A 15,609-nucleotide genomic window follows, 5' to 3' on the forward strand; every position below is an offset into this window, starting at 1 on the left:
AGGAGAGAGGTCGTGACTCCGTTAGTAGATAACCTATTAGTCATCGGTCTGGGTATGATCGGTGGCTCGTTGGCTAAAGCGTTAAAGCAGCGTGGCTTTGCGCGTAGTGTTATTGGCTCTGATCGAAATGAAGATGAGCTGACAAAAGGCGTGAGCCTTGGCGTTATTGATGAAGCAGGCTTTGACTTAGCGGCGGCTGTCGCTAAGTCAGACTTGATCGTGCTGGCTGTGCCGGTAAAGGCCACCGAAACGGTGCTCAGGGCGATTCAACCTTATCTAAAAGCTGAGGTTGTCCTAACAGATGTAGGCAGTACAAAGCGCAATGTTATTGAAGCGGCGCAAGCGGTTTTTGGTCGTGTACCGGAGTGGTTTGTACCAGGGCATCCCATAGCTGGCTCCGAGAAAAGCGGTGTTGCTGCGGCTGACGCTGATCTGTTTAAAAAGCACAAAGTCATTGTTGCGCCATTGGACGACACCTCGAAAGAGGCGCAACAGTTGGTCTCCCGCATGTGGCAAGTGACCGGCGCCGAGCTGATTCAGATGGATATCCATCGCCATGATGAAGTTTTGGCAGCCACAAGCCATCTTCCTCATGTGTTAGCGTTTTCGTTGGTAGATACGTTGGCGAAAGAGCAAGACAATCTGGAGATTTTTCGCTATGCGGCGGGTGGTTTTCGAGACTTTACCCGTATTGCGGCATCTGATCCGACGATGTGGCGAGATGTCTGCGACGCCAACCAAGCAGAGTTGCTTGCGCAAATCGATAAGTTTACTGCTGGTTTAAGCACGTTGCGCCAAGCGATTGTCGAGAATGATGGCCAACAGATGCTGGGTATTTTTACCCGCGCCAAAGCGGCCCGTGAGCATTTCACGAAAATGCTGGCTGGCACTGCTTATTCACAAAAACATAACAATGTTGACGTAACCTTCCACGCCCATTCTGGTGGTGTGATTAATGGCCAAGTGGTTGTGCCAGGTGATAAATCGATCTCGCACCGCGCTATTATTTTCGGCGCATTAGCTGAGGGCGAAACAATCATCGATGGCTTTTTAGAATGTGAAGATAGTCTCGCCACGCTGCAGGCTTTTCGTGATATGGGTGTCGTGATTGAGGGCCCTTATCAAGGGCGTGTGAAGATTTATGGCGTAGGGCTGCATGGCCTCTGCGAACCGCCGGGGCCGCTCTATCTTGGAAACTCCGCCACCGCGATGCGTTTGATGGCGGGGCTGCTAGCTGCTCAACCATTTGACACTGTTTTACAGGGAGACGCCTCGCTCTCGTCTCGCCCAATGGAACAAGTTGTAGAGCCACTACGCCGTATGGGTGCCACTATTTCAACAACAGATGGTCACGCGCCACTGCTGATTAAAGGCGGTCCTATCCAGAGCCAAGAGGGAACATTAGTTGCTGCTAACTCCCAAATCAAAACGGCGCTGATGTTGGCTGCTCTGTACGCGCAAGATGCGATTGAGATAGCGGAGCCCTCTCTGACGCGTGATCATACTGAACGCATGTTGCGCCAGTTTGGTGCGAACGTGACGGTTCGTGATGGGAGTGTCGCGTTTGAAGGGGCTCAGCGTTTGTGCGGGACGCACCTGCAAATACCCGCAGACCTCTCTTCAGCAGCGCTATTTATCCTAGCGGCGCTTATCACCGAGCAATCTGACTTGCTGATAACGCGAGTAGGCATAAACCCTGGCCGTAAAACTGTGCTTGATGTGCTGTGTCGGATGGGTGGTGCAATTACACTCTCTCAGGAACATGATTTGGATGGTGAGCCGGTGGCTGATATTCATGTCCGTTCCTCCGAGCTAGTCGGGACATCGGTTGACGCAAGTGAAATGTTGCATGCCATTGATGATTTTCCGGTTATCTGTGTTGCAGCAGCCCTTGCAAACGGTGAAACAGTGATTGCACGTGTGCCTGAGCTTGAGCATAAGGAGAGCAACCAGATAGAGGTCATTACGCAAGCGCTACTATCGATGGGCGCGTCAATCAGCGTAGAGCCAACTGAAATTCGTATTAGAGGCAAAGCGCTATTGAACGGCGCTGAGCTTACCAGCGGTGATGACCACCGTATTGCGATGGCGCTCGCTGTTGCTGCTGCTCGTGCAGAGGGTGATGTGGTCATTAAGGGGTGTGCCAATGTTGCGACCTCATTCCCAGATTTTGCCGAGGTTGCTAGTAAGGCAGGCTTGAAGATTCATAAGGAGGAGACGGATGTCTCAAAGTAATAACTCTGTCCCGGTCATCACGGTAGATGGTCCAAGTGGCTCTGGTAAGGGAACCATTTGTCGACTATTGGCAGAGGCGCTTGGTTGGCGTTTGCTTGATAGCGGTGCACTTTACCGCTTGACTGCTCTTGCTGCTAGCCATCATGGCGTGGGTATTGAAGACGAAGAAGCACTCTGTGTTCTGGCTGCTCACTTGGATGTGCAGTTCGTGGCAGCAGAAGGTGAAGAGGGTGTGCAGATCATCTTAGAAGGTGAAGAGGTGACGCAGGCGATTCGGGCTGAAGCGGTTGGCAGCGATGCATCGCGAGTGGCCTCAGTACCAGCCGTACGAGACGCATTGCTGGAGCGTCAGCGAGCGTTCGCCGAAGCCCCAGGGCTTGTTGCTGATGGCCGTGATATGGGAACTGTTGTTTTTCCCTCCGCGCCATTAAAAGTCTATTTAGATGCGAGTGTCGAAGAGAGAGCTAATCGACGGTATAACCAGTTGATTAATAAGGGGGTCGATGCTAGCCTTGAAGTAATATTAGCGGACTTGAAAGCTCGAGACGCACGTGATATGAACCGCAGTGTAGCGCCCTTGAAGCCCGCCGATGACGCTATCATCTTGGATTCGACCCAGATGACGATTGATGCTGTTTTGAACGCAGTTCTTGAAGAAGCTCGACATAAGGGGCTGCGATAGACTTTAGCTAGCACGCACGAGGAAGGTTTGATTATGAGCGAAAGTTTTGCTGATCTTTTTGAGGAGAGTCTGCAGGAGCTAAACATGGCTCCTGGATCCATAGTCACTGGTATTGTCGTCGCAATCGAAAATGATTTCGTGATTGTGAATGCAGGGCTCAAATCAGAAGGCGTCATTCCTCGTGGGCAGTTTGAAGATGAAAATGGCGAGCTAACCATCGCCGAGGGCGACGAAGTTCGTGTTGCGCTAGAAAGCGTTGAAGACGGATTCGGGTCTACGCAGTTATCACGTGATAAAGCGAAACGCGCAGAAGCATGGGCTGTTTTGGAAACCGCTTATGAAAACGGTGAGATCGTTACCGGCCAGATCACCGGTAAAGTACGGGGTGGTTTTACGGTATCGGTAGGTGCTGTGAATGCGTTCTTGCCAGGCTCGTTGTTAGATATTCGTCCGCTGCGTGACACCGCTCACCTTGAAGGGAAAGAGCTAGAGTTCAAACTCGTAAAGCTCGATGTTAAGCGCAATAACATTGTTGTATCCCGCCGTGCCGTGCTGGAAGAGTTGCACAGTGCCGATCGTGAAAAACTCCTTGAAACGCTTGATGAAGGCGTTGTTATCAAAGGTATCGTTAAAAATATCACTGATTATGGTGCGTTTATCGATCTCGGTGGCATCGATGGCCTGTTGCATATCACGGATATCGCTTGGAAGCGGGTTAAGCACCCGAGTGAGGTGCTAACTGTAGGTGATGAAATTGATGTCAAAGTGCTGCGCTATGACCGTGAGAAAACACGCGTTTCTCTCGGTATCAAGCAGCTGATGGCGGATCCGTGGGAAGAGACAGTTAGTAAGTTTAAGGCGGGTGACAAAGTACCAGCTAAGGTCACGAACTTAACTGACTACGGTTGTTTTGCACAAATCGCTGATGGCATTGAAGGGCTTGTACACGTTTCTGAAATGGACTGGACCAATAAAAATGTTCATCCGTCGAAAGTTGTGCAAGTGGGTCAGCAAGTCGATGTCATGATCTTGGACATCGATGCGGAGCGTCGTCGTATCTCGCTTGGTATGAAGCAGTGTAAGGCAAATCCTTGGGATGCGTTTGCGGCTAAACATGCGAAGGGTGATCGACTCACCGGTAAGATCAAGTCCATTACTGATTTTGGTGTATTCGTTGGTCTTGAGGGCAATATTGACGGTCTTGTCCATCTATCTGACCTTTCTTGGGATGAGCCTGGTGAAGAAGCGGTTAAGCACTTCCAGAAAGGGCAAGAGGTTGAGACTGTGGTGTTAACGATTGATGTTGAGCGTGAGCGAATCGCTCTGAGCATCAAGCAGCTTGATACCGACCCATTCACCGAGTACCTGAGCAGTCACCCACGTCACAGTATTGTTACCGGCACGGTCGCATCGGTTGACAGTAAGGAGGCGCGTATTGCGCTTGCAGAAGGTGTTGAGGGGCTGTTGCGTGTTAATGAGTTCTCTCGTGACCGAACAGAAGACTTATCTGCTCAGCTCGCGGTTGGTGATAGCGTCGAAGCGATGATTAGCATTGTGGATAGTAAAAACCGCTTAATGGTCTTATCTATTAAACAGATGGAACAAAAACAAGAACGGGAAGCACTGAAGTCTGTTCAAGAAGCCGCTGTTGATAATGATGGTCCAACCACTATCGGTGATCTTATCAAGCAACAAATGAACAAGAATCAAGATTCTTGATACAGGTAGGTAGTTCTAAGCTGCGGTTTCGCAGCTTAGGCGATTGGAGAGACTAGCGGAGACGGAGTCATGACGAAATCAGAACTCATAGAACACCTGATTGACCGGCACCCAGAGCTATCTGTGAAGGATGTTGAGTTGGCAGTCAAAGCGATGTTAGACCACATGACGGAGGCGCTCTCCAACGGTGAGCGCATCGAAATCCGTGGATTTGGTAGCTTTTCGCTACACTATCGAGCACCTCGTGTCGGAAGAAACCCAAAAACTGGCGATTCTGTTACTTTAACGGCAAAATATGTCCCTCACTTTAAACCTGGAAAGGATCTACGCGAGCAGGTCAACGATAGCTTAGAAAACGGCTACTAAATACTGCCGCGATTTGGAGGTAAAGATGCGCTGGTTAAAAACACTGATTGTATTGCTGCTGTCCGTAGTTATTTTGATGGTTGGCATTATGTTCACGATTCACAACACGGATAAGGTTGCAATAGATCTGGTGTTTATAACGCTGCCAGAGATGAGTCTGTCTCTTTGGCTTATCGCAGCGTTTGTCTTGGGCGGTTTCCTCGGGTTTATGTTGAGTAGCGTAGCTATTGTTGCGCTTAAAACTCGCTTGATGGGTGCGCGCCGTCGTGCTGCAGCGAATGGTCGTGAACTTGATCAACTGAGGAATGCTGCGCTTAAAGACGCAACCTAGCGATGGACGATTGGCTGGTCTTTTCAGTTGTAGTTGTTGCATTGATTGTTGGATGGTTGCTTGGCAACCGTAGTAGATCTCAACAGACACGACCAGCCATGCCGGCACCACTCCATGATGAGTACTTCGTCGGCCTTAATTATCTGCTGAGTGATCGCACGGATGAGGCAATAGACGCCTTTATTCGTGCTCTCGAAGTCAATAGCGAAACAATACCCGCCTATCTTGCGCTTGCTCGTTTGTTCCGTCGAAAAGGCGATGTCGAAAGGGCCATTAAAGTCCATCAGAATTTGTTAGCAAGGCCAGATCTTTCCCGCTCAGATTCCCTGAAAGTGCAAATCGCGCTAGCCAAAGATTATGATGCAATAGGTCTATTAGACCGTGCTGAAACGCTACTTAGCGATATTGTCCGTCAAGACCCCCCTGCTTCAACTCGGAACCATACATTGCGTCTGCTCATTAAGCTGTATGAGAAAGAGCGAGAGTGGTTCAAAGCTACTCAGGCCTCAGCTCTGCTGGAGCCTCAGGCGCGCGCTGAGATAGCACATGAAGTGGCACATTACTATTGTGAAAGGGCGGCTCACCAGATCAACAGTGATGACCTGAATGAAGCGCAGCGCTTGCTAGATAAAGCAGCGTCGATTGATCCTAACTGCGTGCGCACGTCGTTGCTCTTGGCGCAGTTGCAGATGACGCATAAGGACTGGAAGCTGGCGATTAAGCACTTGCAACGCGTCGAAAAGCAAGATGTTGCATTTGTTTCTGAAACGGTTTCAATGATGCGGCGCTGCCATGACGAGTTGGGCACTAACGATGAGTTGCTGCGCTATTTTGAGCACTGCATGAGCGTTGCCCCATCGGCGTCCGTGATGCTCGCAATTGCTGAGTTAATCAAGGAAGACCGCGGTGCATATGCTGCTGGAGCTTACATAACAGATGAGCTGAAGCATTACCCAACGATTAAGGGCTTCAACCGCCTTATTGATCTGCATCTGAGTTATGGTGGTGAGAGTGCGCGTGATAGCTTGAGAACGCTGCGTAGTTTAACTGGCACATTAGAGATGACAAAGCCACGTTACCGGTGTCAGAATTGCGGATATGCTGGCAAGGTGTTGCTTTGGCATTGTCCCTCCTGCAGGAAATGGAGTTCTACGAAGCCAGTTCAAGGATTGGAAGGCGAGTAGTTAAAGCCCAACTTATTGATAGATTAGAGAATTGAGTGTGAGCAAAGATAATAAGCGAATCATCGTGGCGTTGGATTACCCAGCAGAGCAATATGCATTGGAGATGGCTGATCGTCTTGATCCCTCTAAGTGCCGAGTTAAAGTAGGTAAAGAGCTGTTTACTCGTTCTGGTCCGGCGATGGTTGAGCGCTTACACGCAAAAGGCTTTGATGTTTTTCTGGATCTAAAATTCCATGATATCCCTAATACAACTGCCAAAGCGGTGCGTGCAGCTGCTGAAATGGGAGTTTGGATGGTAAATGTACACGCGTCAGGCGGGCGCCGGATGATGTGTGCTGCGCGTGAGGAGCTAGAGCAAGTGAACGGGCAGCGCTCGTTACTCATTGGTGTGACGGTGCTGACCAGCATGGAGCAGCAGGATTTAGCTGAGGTTGGTTTGAATATCGAGCCTCAAGAACACGTAAAACGCTTGGCGATGCTAACACAAGAGTGCGGCTTGGACGGTGTGGTTTGTTCGGCCCAGGAAGCACCGATGCTTCGCGAAATAGCAGCGCCTGAGTTCAGCTTAGTCACGCCGGGTATCCGCCCAGCAAATAGCGATGCTGGTGATCAAAAGCGTATTATGACGCCACGTAAAGCGCTAGAGCAGGGCAGTACGTACTTGGTGATCGGCCGTCCAATCACACAGGCTGCAGATCCAAACGATGCCTTGGCGCAAATAGAGTCTGAAATACAGGGTAGCTTCTAGTTGCCTGACCGGAGCGGCCATAACCATGCCGCTCCTCTGACACCGCTTGAATCACCATGGACTGCTCGTTTTATTTGCGTATGAACGCGGTCTGAGAAGATATACTTCCCCCACCTTTTCGGTACTTCGGAATAAAGCCGCTCGATGTTAGACAGGCCGCCACCTAATACAATGGTGTGCGGATCTAGGATATTAATCACACTTGCGAGTGATCGCGCTAAGCGATCTAGGTAATGGTCACATGCTTCGGATTCATGGTGCTGCTGCCAATACTTCTCAAGATTTAGCTCACCCCCGATCAGCTTGCTAAACCCCGGCCCGCTTAGATAGGTTTCTATGCATCCTGAGCGCCCGCAGTAGCAAGGTGGCGAGGGGAGGTCAGCCTGTTGTGGCCAAGGTAGAGGGTTGTGTCCCCACTCTCCAGTAATTTGATTAGCCCCCTCGAGTAACTGCTTGCAAACGGTAATACCGCCGCCGACGCCGGTGCCTAGAATAACGCCAAAGACAATATCTGCATTTTGGCCGGCACCGTCGGTGGCTTCCGATAACGTAAAGCAGTCGGCATCGTTGGCGAAACGAACCTCACGTTTTAATCTGTGTTCTATGTCTTGTTGTAATGGTTGGCCGATTAGGCAGGTGGAGTTGGCATTTTTTACGATTCCCGAGTCTCTAGATATCGTGCCAGGGATGCCAATACCAACCGTGCCGGTTGCACCAAGACGCTGCTCTGCGTGCGTCACTAAAGTGACTATTGTATCCACAGTGCCGAGGTAATCGCCTTGAGGTGTTGCCACTCTCTGCCGGAGCAGCTCCACGCCGCTATTATCGAGGGCAATCAACTCAATTTTTGTTCCCCCAAGGTCGATACCAATATGCATACGTTACAGCACAAAGAAGAGTGTAACGGGAATAACCAAGAGGCTGCCCATATTGCCTAGCAGCACGATGGAAGCAACAGTATGAGGTTCCTGTTGGTAGCGCTCCGAAACCATATAGTTTAATACTGCAGGCGGAAGCGTCGAGAATAGTATCAAGTACGCAAGCTGTTCGGCATCGAGATTGAGGAAGGGGCTTAACGCTAATGCGATCACAAGCCCGCTAAGTGGGCAGAGGATGGTGCCCCACAATCCTATTTTCCAGTTTGAAAAGTCAACGCTGGTCATGCGCACACCCAATGCAAACAACATCAATGGTATTGATATCTGTCCTAGCATATCGATGAAGGTGGCGACCGCTGTCGGTACAGTCCAGTCAAAGCCACTCCACACCAAACCTGCGATAGTGGCGATAATCATCGGCATACGCAGAATATGAATAGGGTTAGTTTTTGGGTCTAGAATGTACAGCCCCACCGTAAAGTGGAGTAAGTTTTCAACGAGAAAGAGCACCACGGCTGCTGGAAGCGCTGCCTCACCAAAGGCAAGTACCGCCAGCGGCAAACCCAGATTTCCGCTGTTGCTAAACATCATGGGGGGTAAAAACGTCTTCGGGCTAACCTTAAGGATTTTACAGGCTGGGAATAGCAGCAGGCCGGAGCCTAAGACAATGATAGCCGCCCCGATGGCGAGCTCTTGATATTTGAGCAGATCAAAGGACTTTGCCGAGAGTACTGAGAAGATCAGTGCAGGAACAAAGATGTCGATATTGATCGCATTCGCAACCGACATATCAGTCGGGCGTTTTTTGGCATAGACGTAGCCAACGCTAACGATTGCAACAAGTGGGAAGACCGTTAAAAAAATCCGTTCTAGTAGATCTAGGGTGGTGCTTTCCATCGGTCTTCCTTGGTAAGGGGTTAGCTGAGTTGTTTACCTGTTGGTACAACCACCACAGGAACTTTTGCTTGCTTAACAACCTGTTGCGTTGTTGAGCTATGGTGCCCAAAGGTGTTTTCGGCTCCCATAATAATCATATCCGCACCACGTGTCTGCGCTTCATGCAAAATGGTATCGGTATGGTTACCTTCGACCACTGCGAACTCGAAGTTCGGGGAGATAGGGTTGGCCAGATCGGAGAGCTGATTTTCGCAGAACCGTTCTACGCGTGTTTGCATCTCATTGATAATTTGGTTGATGCCTTCATCATGCATCTGCTTAATCAGCTCATCCGGTACATAGTTTTTGATAAGGGCAGAGCCCATCGTCCCGATGGGTTCAACAACATGCAGGATCACAATCTTTGCATTTAAGCTGTCGGCCAGTTTAACCGCATATTTAAATACAGGGCTGGTGTGGTCGCCCATCGATGTTGTGTAAAGAATCGTGCTAACTTCTGGCAGGGACATCGTACTTACCTCAGTTTTATCTATTCGCGAACAACGGCCACTTAGTGTGAGCAGCCGCATTTATGTTTTGGTGTTTTGCCAATACCCGGATTAAAGCTATTGGTTGGATCTAACTCGCTGTAGAAGTCGCGCAGGCCCTCTTCCGCTTCATAGAGGTGGCCGACGTTGTGCTCAGCGGGATACTTTGCGCCTTTAGCGGCCAATAGCTCGAGCATTTGTGCTTTAATTTTCTTTGCATCCGCACCTTTTTTCAGGATGTAGTCCTGATGGAATACGTGGCACATAAAGTGTCCGTAATAGAGCGAGTGCTCAATATGCTGGCTGATCTCTGGCGGCAACTGTTCTACCCATTGCTCATCATTACGGCGTAGGGCGATATCCAAAGCGAGAATGTCTTCGACTTTATTTTGGTGCATCGTTTGATAGCGGACCGCCGCACCTGCTGCTGCAAAGCGGTGTAGATAGGCTTTTTTCGCCTCATCGGCATCACACTCGAAGTAGTCGGCGTCCTGTTTGTCTGCGAAGAATGAATGCAGGAATGCTTTGGCTTCATCAATCCCGTCGTTGCTCATTTTAAGAATGAGATAGTGATCATATTTCTCGCGATATTCGCGCATTCGCTTGGGGATGATGTTGGGAAACAGCTTGCTGGCCAGTTGCATGGCTCGGTCAGGAATATCCTTTGGTAGGAAACTAAAGCGGTTTAGGTATGCGGTAATCGCACCTTTCATCGCAAATAGCTTTGGTAGCGGATCGGTTCCTAAGTAGTTGATCATCACAAAGACATCTTTGCCGTACTTCTCGGCAATATCATAAATATCCTTGTGCATATATTCGCAGACTTCAGGCACATTGCTAAAGTTCGTAAGAATATCCCGGCGTAGCTGTGTTAGGTGTGCTGGGTTATTCGTGCCGATATAGAAAACTTGTTCTCTTTCCGCTGTTGGGAAAGTATCAAGCCTCACTGCAAAAACACCCAGTTTGCCTGCGCAGCCGCTGGCTTCGTAAAGTCTGCGTGTATCTGCGTTGTAGCGCGCTGGTGTATCAGCATCCACATCCCGCAGGATCTCGATGTAATCCTGTGCAGAGGCCAACTGCTGGCCGTAGTCGATATCGGACTCTTTAAAGTTGTGGTTTTCGAGGTTAGTGAGGACCTCTTCGGGCGTGTTGCCTAAGTGGATGCCCAAGTGGTTCACAAGCTCTAGTTCGCCTTCGGCGTTGAGTTGCGCAAACAGTGCGAGCTCAGTATATGCGGGCCCGCGCTTGACCAGAGCTCCCCCTGAGTTGTTCGCGATACCGCCCACGATAGAGGCACCAATACAGGACGAGCCGATGACGGAGTGGGGCACTCGATTGAGAGGCGCTAGGAGTTTTTCTAGTTTGAAGAGCGTTGCGCCGGGAAAGCTAACTATCTGCTCACCACTGTTAAGCAGGTAGATTTTGTCCATCCGGGTTGTGTTGATAACAACGATCTCACGGTCATAGTCATCACCAGAAGGGGTAGAGCCTTCGGTCAAACCGGTGTTGGCTGCCTGCATGATCACAATGGTATCTGTTTCCACGCAGGCTTTTAGAACTTGCCATTGCGCCAGCAGAGTTGTTGGGAAAACAACGGCGAGTGCGCTGCCTTGCCCAGAGCGAAAACCAGTACGGTAGTGTTCAGTTTGGTTCTCGTTGGTTAAAACATTCTTCTCACCAACAATATTGCGAAGGGTGTCCACAAGGGCTTGCTGTTGCATAGTGGTAATCCAACATTGTTAACAAAGCTGGTGGCCAGATTTGGCCACCAGAGAGGTCGATCTAACTGTATGCGTTGGCGGGGAGCCAAAGCACAAGCTGCGGCCAGAAGACGAGCACCAACAGTGCAATCAACTGGAGGATGATGAAGGGGATAACACCCTTGTAGATATCGGTCAGCTTAACGTTCGGTGGGCAAACACCCTTGAGATAGAAGAGAGCAAACCCAACGGGCGGCGTTAAGAACGAGGTCTGCAAGGCCATCGCGACGAGCATAACGAACCAAACCAGCTCAGGGTTATCAACAACGCCGTATCCATTGATATCTAGGCCGAGTGCAGAGATAACAGGTGCCAGTAGCGGCAAAATGATCAATGTAATCTCGATCCAGTCAAGGAAAAAGCCAAGTAGGAAGATAATACCCAAGATAAAGAAGATGATGCCGTATGGACCGAACGGTAGGCCTGTTAGGAACGACTCGATCAACTCGTCGCCGCCGAGCTCGCGCAGTACAAGCGCAAAACACGTTGCACCGATGAAGATGGCAAAGATATATGCCGTTGTATTCATCGTGCCCGCCATCACCTCTTTAAGCACCTTAAAGTTGAAGCGGCGGTTATACATCGCTAGCAGGGTGGCTCCGAGCGCGCCAACACCGGATGCTTCTGTTGGTGTTGCGACACCCGCGAAGATAGAACCCAATACAACGAAAATTAGCAAAACCGTAGGTAAAACGGCTTTCAAAACATTGATTACAGTTGTCATGTTAACCGGTTTTGCATCAGCAGGTATGGGCGCTGCCTCAGGCTTTAAGAAACCGTAAGTCAAGATGTAAGCAATGTACATCCCGCCAAGCATTAAGCCTGGGAATACCGCACCCATGAACAGGTCGCCCACGGACAAGCCCAATTGGTCTGCCATGATAACAAGCATGATACTAGGTGGAATGAGAATGCCCAGTGTACCAGCGGATGCAATGGTGCCCAGCGCTAGCGGCATGGCGTAGCCTTGCTTTGTCATCGCTGGAAGTGACATTACTGCCAAAAGCACAACCGACGCACCGATAATACCAGTCGATGCTGCAAGGATAATCCCGATAGCCGTCACAGTCACAGCTAGACCGCCTCGAACGCGACCGAACAGTTCCTGCATTGATTTCATGAGCTTTTCTGCAACGCCGGACTTATCCAGCATAATGCCCATGAAGATAAACATAGGTAGGGCAACCAGAATCCAGTTGTCCATTATTTTCCAGAGTCGGTTTACGACCAGGCCAAGCGTCGTGTAATCGAGGCCTGTGATGGTATCGAGGTTGTTGTCAGCAAATTGCCCGATAAAGGCGAAAATAATACCGATGCCGCCAAGAACCCAAGCAACAGGGATACCGGTAAATAGAAGCGCGATGAACGAGATGAACATCGCAATGACCATAATTTCATTGGCGTCCATTCTTACTCTCCACGAAACAGTAAAACAACATCACGATACAAGCGGGACAGCACAGCCAACCCAAGTAACCCGAACGTTACCGGGATAACGCCTTTCATCGCCCATAGGTAAGGTAAGCCTGAAGGGGATTCCGAGCTCTCGTTTATGCGATATGACTCATAGAAGAAATCAAGGCTGTGTAGGAAGATAATCACCACGAATGGTAAGACCAATATCAGAATGCCGAGTATTTCAATAATATGTTTTGTTTTGGCGCGGAAGTGTGAATAGAACAGATCAACGCGAATATGGGAGTTAGTGGTCTGCGCATAGGATAGGCCAAACATGACCCCAATTGCGTACAGATGCCATTGTAGCTCTTCCAGAGCAACTAAGCCGTTTGAAAATCCTTTACGCAGGATAACCTGCAAAATAATAACCAGTACTAACAGTACATAGCACCAAGCGACTGTCACACCGATACGCTGGATAAAGCGATCTATCATGTCAGACAGGGGTACTGAGGGAAGGGATTCATTCTCAGTCACGTGAACTACCTACGTTATTTCTTATGATAAAAAGGCAGATCACCCGAGTGAGTGACCTGCCTTGGAGGGTGCTATTAAATTAGCGAGTGCGAGGCAGGAATGCGTTAGATTCCCATAGGTCGTAACCCTTACGGAACTCGCTCATGTCATCCCATACTTTCTTGAAGAATGGATCTGCTGCGGATTTCTCTGCGGCTACTTCATCCCACGCGCTACGGAATGTGTTTAGCATCTCGTCATTCCAGTAACGGATCTCAACACCGCTCTCTTTCGCTTTCTGCATCACAGGGAACTGCATCGCTTCACCTTCCGCAATAGCGTTGGTCATAGAAGCTTTACAGGTGTTTTCCACGATAGCTTGCTGGCCTTTAGACATTTTGCCCCAAGTATCTTTGTTCACTAGCAGTTCGAAGATAGTCGCTTGCTGGTGCCAGCCTGGGAAGTAGTTGTACTTAACAATCTTCTGGAAGCCCAGACGTTGGTCGATGGCTGGCTGAGAGAACTCAGATGCGTCGATCGCGCCTTTCTCTAGGGCACCAAAGATTTCACCACCCGGTAGCTGAGTCGTAGAAACACCCAGTTTCTCCATTACTGATGCGCCCAGACCGAAGAAACGCATGTTCAAACCTTTCAGGTCTTCTGGTTTCTCGATTGGCTTTTTGAACCAGCCTGATGTTTCTGGAGAAATGATTGCACACGGAATAACTTTTACGTTGTAACCGTTGCTGTCGTACATCTCTTGATACAGTTTTAGACCGTTGCCGTAGTACATCCATGCCATGTACTCACCTGCTTCTGGACCAAATGGAACAGCAGAGAACAGTGCTGCAGCTGGCATTTTACCCTGCCAGTAACCTGCTGTTGCGTAACCTGAGTTCACTTTGCCTGAAGAAACTGCACCTAAGATCTCTTTCGGGCTAACCAGCTTGCCTGGCTCGTATACTTTCATCTTCAGGGAGCCATCAGAAACAAGCTTCAGTTGGTCTGCAACCCAAACGATAGGCGTGCCTAGTGCAGGAAGGTGTGAACCAAACGCGATAGGTGTTTTAAGTAGAACGTTCTTCGCAAGGGCTGGTGTCGCGGAAGCTGCAGCTGCAGCTAGGATAGTCGCAGAGATCACAGTTTTAGTGAACTTTTTCATGTCTCATCCTCAATGACGTTTTTGTTTTTGTAATGAATCTATCGGGGTCAAATATCTACTTGAGTAGATCTTACACCGAATGACTTGAAAAATTGGTATTACCAATTTACCATCAATTGAACTGGTACTGTATTTATTTTGTTCAGAGCTTGTCAATAATTTTTTCGTCAATTGTCGGGTCTGTGACGCTGAATAAACCAGCTGCCCATGCTGACGTTGTTACGGGTGCAACAGCCGAGAGAGCGTTGCTTGTGAGGTTTGCTTGTTATTTTTCTGACACTCACGTCAACTTCAGTGTAGTGCAAAAAAGCAGAGCCCTAAATGTTGTTTAGTTAAAAATTTGTTGCACTTGTGCATCTTGGTTGGATTGATTGAAATGAGTTATCAGCGTGTAAAACAACCGAAAATCTCTGATGTTATCGTTGAGCGTATGGAAGAGATGATCTTGGAAGGGACTCTAAAGCCTGGGCAGCGTTTGCCACCTGAGCGGGAGTTAGCGAAGCAGTTTGAAGTGTCGCGTCCTTCATTGCGCGAAGCTGTGCAGAAACTCGCTGCAAAAGGGTTGGTTTACAGTCGCCAAGGTGGCGGTACTTACGTTTCGGAGGAGTTGGGAGATTCGTTCAAGGACCCTTTGCTGGAGCTTTTTAAGACGCATCCTGAAGCGCAATATGACCTACTAGAGTTCCGTCATGCGCTCGAGGGGGTAACTGCCTATTATGCAGCGCTGCGCTCGACGAAAGCTGATAAGGAAGCTATCAAAGCGAGCTACGCTACACTGCAAGAGTGTCACGATAAGAAAGAGTTTCTTAAAGAGGTTGAGGCTGACGTGGATTTCCATCTCACGATTGCTGCTTCGACCCACAATATGGTGCTACTCCATATGATGCGTGCTCTGTTTAGCCTACTGCGCCAACATATCGGTGATAACCTGCAGAATATCTATCCAAAGCCAGGATATCGACAGAAGATTCACGATCAACACTATAAGTTGATGGAAGCCATTTTTTCCGGAAAACCTGAAGCAGCCCAGCGCGCTGCGCACGATCATTTAGCTTATGTTGAGGATGCGTTGTTAGAGCAGGGTAAAGAGAATACACGTCTGGAAAGGGCGTTGCGTCGATCGAATATTGCGCCATAAATTGTAGTTTTTTGCAAAACTACAAAATGCTCTAAGATTCAGTGGTTGCGGCATTTTTGAGCAATTAA

General features: G+C 49.2%; 15 protein-coding genes. 8 read left to right on the top strand and 7 right to left on the bottom strand.

Annotated features, from left to right (window positions below):
* Positions 1-12: 12 nt before the first annotated feature.
* The 7 genes from EOE65_RS12385 (at position 13) to pyrF (ending at position 7,265) form a co-directional block, all read left to right on the top strand.
* Complete coding sequence (locus tag EOE65_RS12385; protein WP_127694628.1) at positions 13-2,235, top strand: bifunctional prephenate dehydrogenase/3-phosphoshikimate 1-carboxyvinyltransferase; 2,223 nt, start codon at positions 13-15, stop codon at positions 2,233-2,235.
* Complete coding sequence (cmk, locus tag EOE65_RS12390; protein ID WP_127694629.1) at positions 2,222-2,917, top strand: (d)CMP kinase; 696 nt, start codon at positions 2,222-2,224, stop codon at positions 2,915-2,917. The genes EOE65_RS12385 and cmk overlap by 14 nt, the downstream gene beginning before the upstream one ends.
* 33 nt (positions 2,918-2,950) lie before the next feature.
* Positions 2,951-4,636 (top strand): 30S ribosomal protein S1, encoded by a 1,686-nt coding sequence (gene rpsA, locus EOE65_RS12395; RefSeq protein ID WP_127694630.1) that lies wholly within the window; start codon positions 2,951-2,953, stop codon positions 4,634-4,636.
* A gap of 69 nt (positions 4,637-4,705) precedes the next feature.
* The gene (locus EOE65_RS12400; protein WP_127694631.1) at positions 4,706-5,002 is read left to right on the top strand and encodes an integration host factor subunit beta; all 297 of its coding nucleotides are present in this window, start codon (positions 4,706-4,708) and stop codon (positions 5,000-5,002) included.
* Between the two features lie 25 nt (positions 5,003-5,027).
* Positions 5,028-5,333, top strand: coding sequence for a LapA family protein (locus EOE65_RS12405; RefSeq protein ID WP_127694632.1), 306 nt, complete (start codon positions 5,028-5,030; stop codon positions 5,331-5,333).
* 2 nt (positions 5,334-5,335) lie between these two features.
* Entirely contained in the window at positions 5,336-6,517 is a 1,182-nt protein-coding gene (gene lapB, locus EOE65_RS12410; protein ID WP_127694633.1) for a lipopolysaccharide assembly protein LapB, read from the top strand.
* A 37-nt stretch (positions 6,518-6,554) separates the two neighbouring features.
* Positions 6,555-7,265, top strand: a complete 711-nt coding sequence (gene pyrF, locus EOE65_RS12415; RefSeq protein WP_206052679.1) for an orotidine-5'-phosphate decarboxylase — start codon at positions 6,555-6,557, stop codon at positions 7,263-7,265.
* Here the strand turns inward: pyrF and EOE65_RS12420 are convergent.
* The 7 genes from EOE65_RS12420 to EOE65_RS12450 all read right to left on the bottom strand — a co-directional run bounded on the left by EOE65_RS12420 (position 7,262) and on the right by EOE65_RS12450 (position 14,403).
* Entirely contained in the window at positions 7,262-8,143 is an 882-nt protein-coding gene (locus tag EOE65_RS12420; RefSeq protein WP_127694635.1) for an ROK family protein, read from the bottom strand. The genes pyrF and EOE65_RS12420 overlap by 4 nt on opposite strands.
* 3 nt (positions 8,144-8,146) lie before the next feature.
* Positions 8,147-9,040 carry an AEC family transporter gene (locus tag EOE65_RS12425; protein WP_127694636.1) on the bottom strand — a complete coding sequence of 298 codons (894 nt, stop codon included), beginning with the start codon at positions 9,038-9,040 and terminating at the stop codon, positions 8,147-8,149.
* A 20-nt stretch (positions 9,041-9,060) separates the two neighbouring features.
* Positions 9,061-9,549, bottom strand: coding sequence for a universal stress protein (locus EOE65_RS12430; RefSeq protein WP_127694637.1), 489 nt, complete (start codon positions 9,547-9,549; stop codon positions 9,061-9,063).
* 41 nt (positions 9,550-9,590) lie between these two features.
* Positions 9,591-11,288, bottom strand: a complete 1,698-nt coding sequence (dld, locus tag EOE65_RS12435) for a D-lactate dehydrogenase (protein WP_127694638.1) — start codon at positions 11,286-11,288, stop codon at positions 9,591-9,593.
* Between the two features lie 61 nt (positions 11,289-11,349).
* A complete protein-coding gene (locus EOE65_RS12440; protein ID WP_127694639.1) occupies positions 11,350-12,735 on the bottom strand; it encodes a TRAP transporter large permease in 1,386 nt (461 codons plus the stop codon).
* A 2-nt stretch (positions 12,736-12,737) separates the two neighbouring features.
* Positions 12,738-13,262, bottom strand: coding sequence for a TRAP transporter small permease subunit (locus tag EOE65_RS12445; RefSeq protein ID WP_127694640.1), 525 nt, complete (start codon positions 13,260-13,262; stop codon positions 12,738-12,740).
* Between the two features lie 79 nt (positions 13,263-13,341).
* Complete coding sequence (locus tag EOE65_RS12450; protein WP_127694641.1) at positions 13,342-14,403, bottom strand: TRAP transporter substrate-binding protein; 1,062 nt, start codon at positions 14,401-14,403, stop codon at positions 13,342-13,344.
* 376 nt (positions 14,404-14,779) lie between these two features.
* Here EOE65_RS12450 and pdhR point away from each other — a divergent pair, with 376 nt between their 5' ends.
* Complete coding sequence (pdhR, locus tag EOE65_RS12455) at positions 14,780-15,541, top strand: pyruvate dehydrogenase complex transcriptional repressor PdhR (protein WP_127694642.1); 762 nt, start codon at positions 14,780-14,782, stop codon at positions 15,539-15,541.
* The last annotated feature ends 68 nt before the right edge of the window (positions 15,542-15,609 follow it).

The organism is Neptunomonas marina, from assembly GCF_004005935.1.
Taxonomy (GTDB): Bacteria; Pseudomonadota; Gammaproteobacteria; order Pseudomonadales; family Balneatricaceae; genus Neptunomonas; species Neptunomonas marina.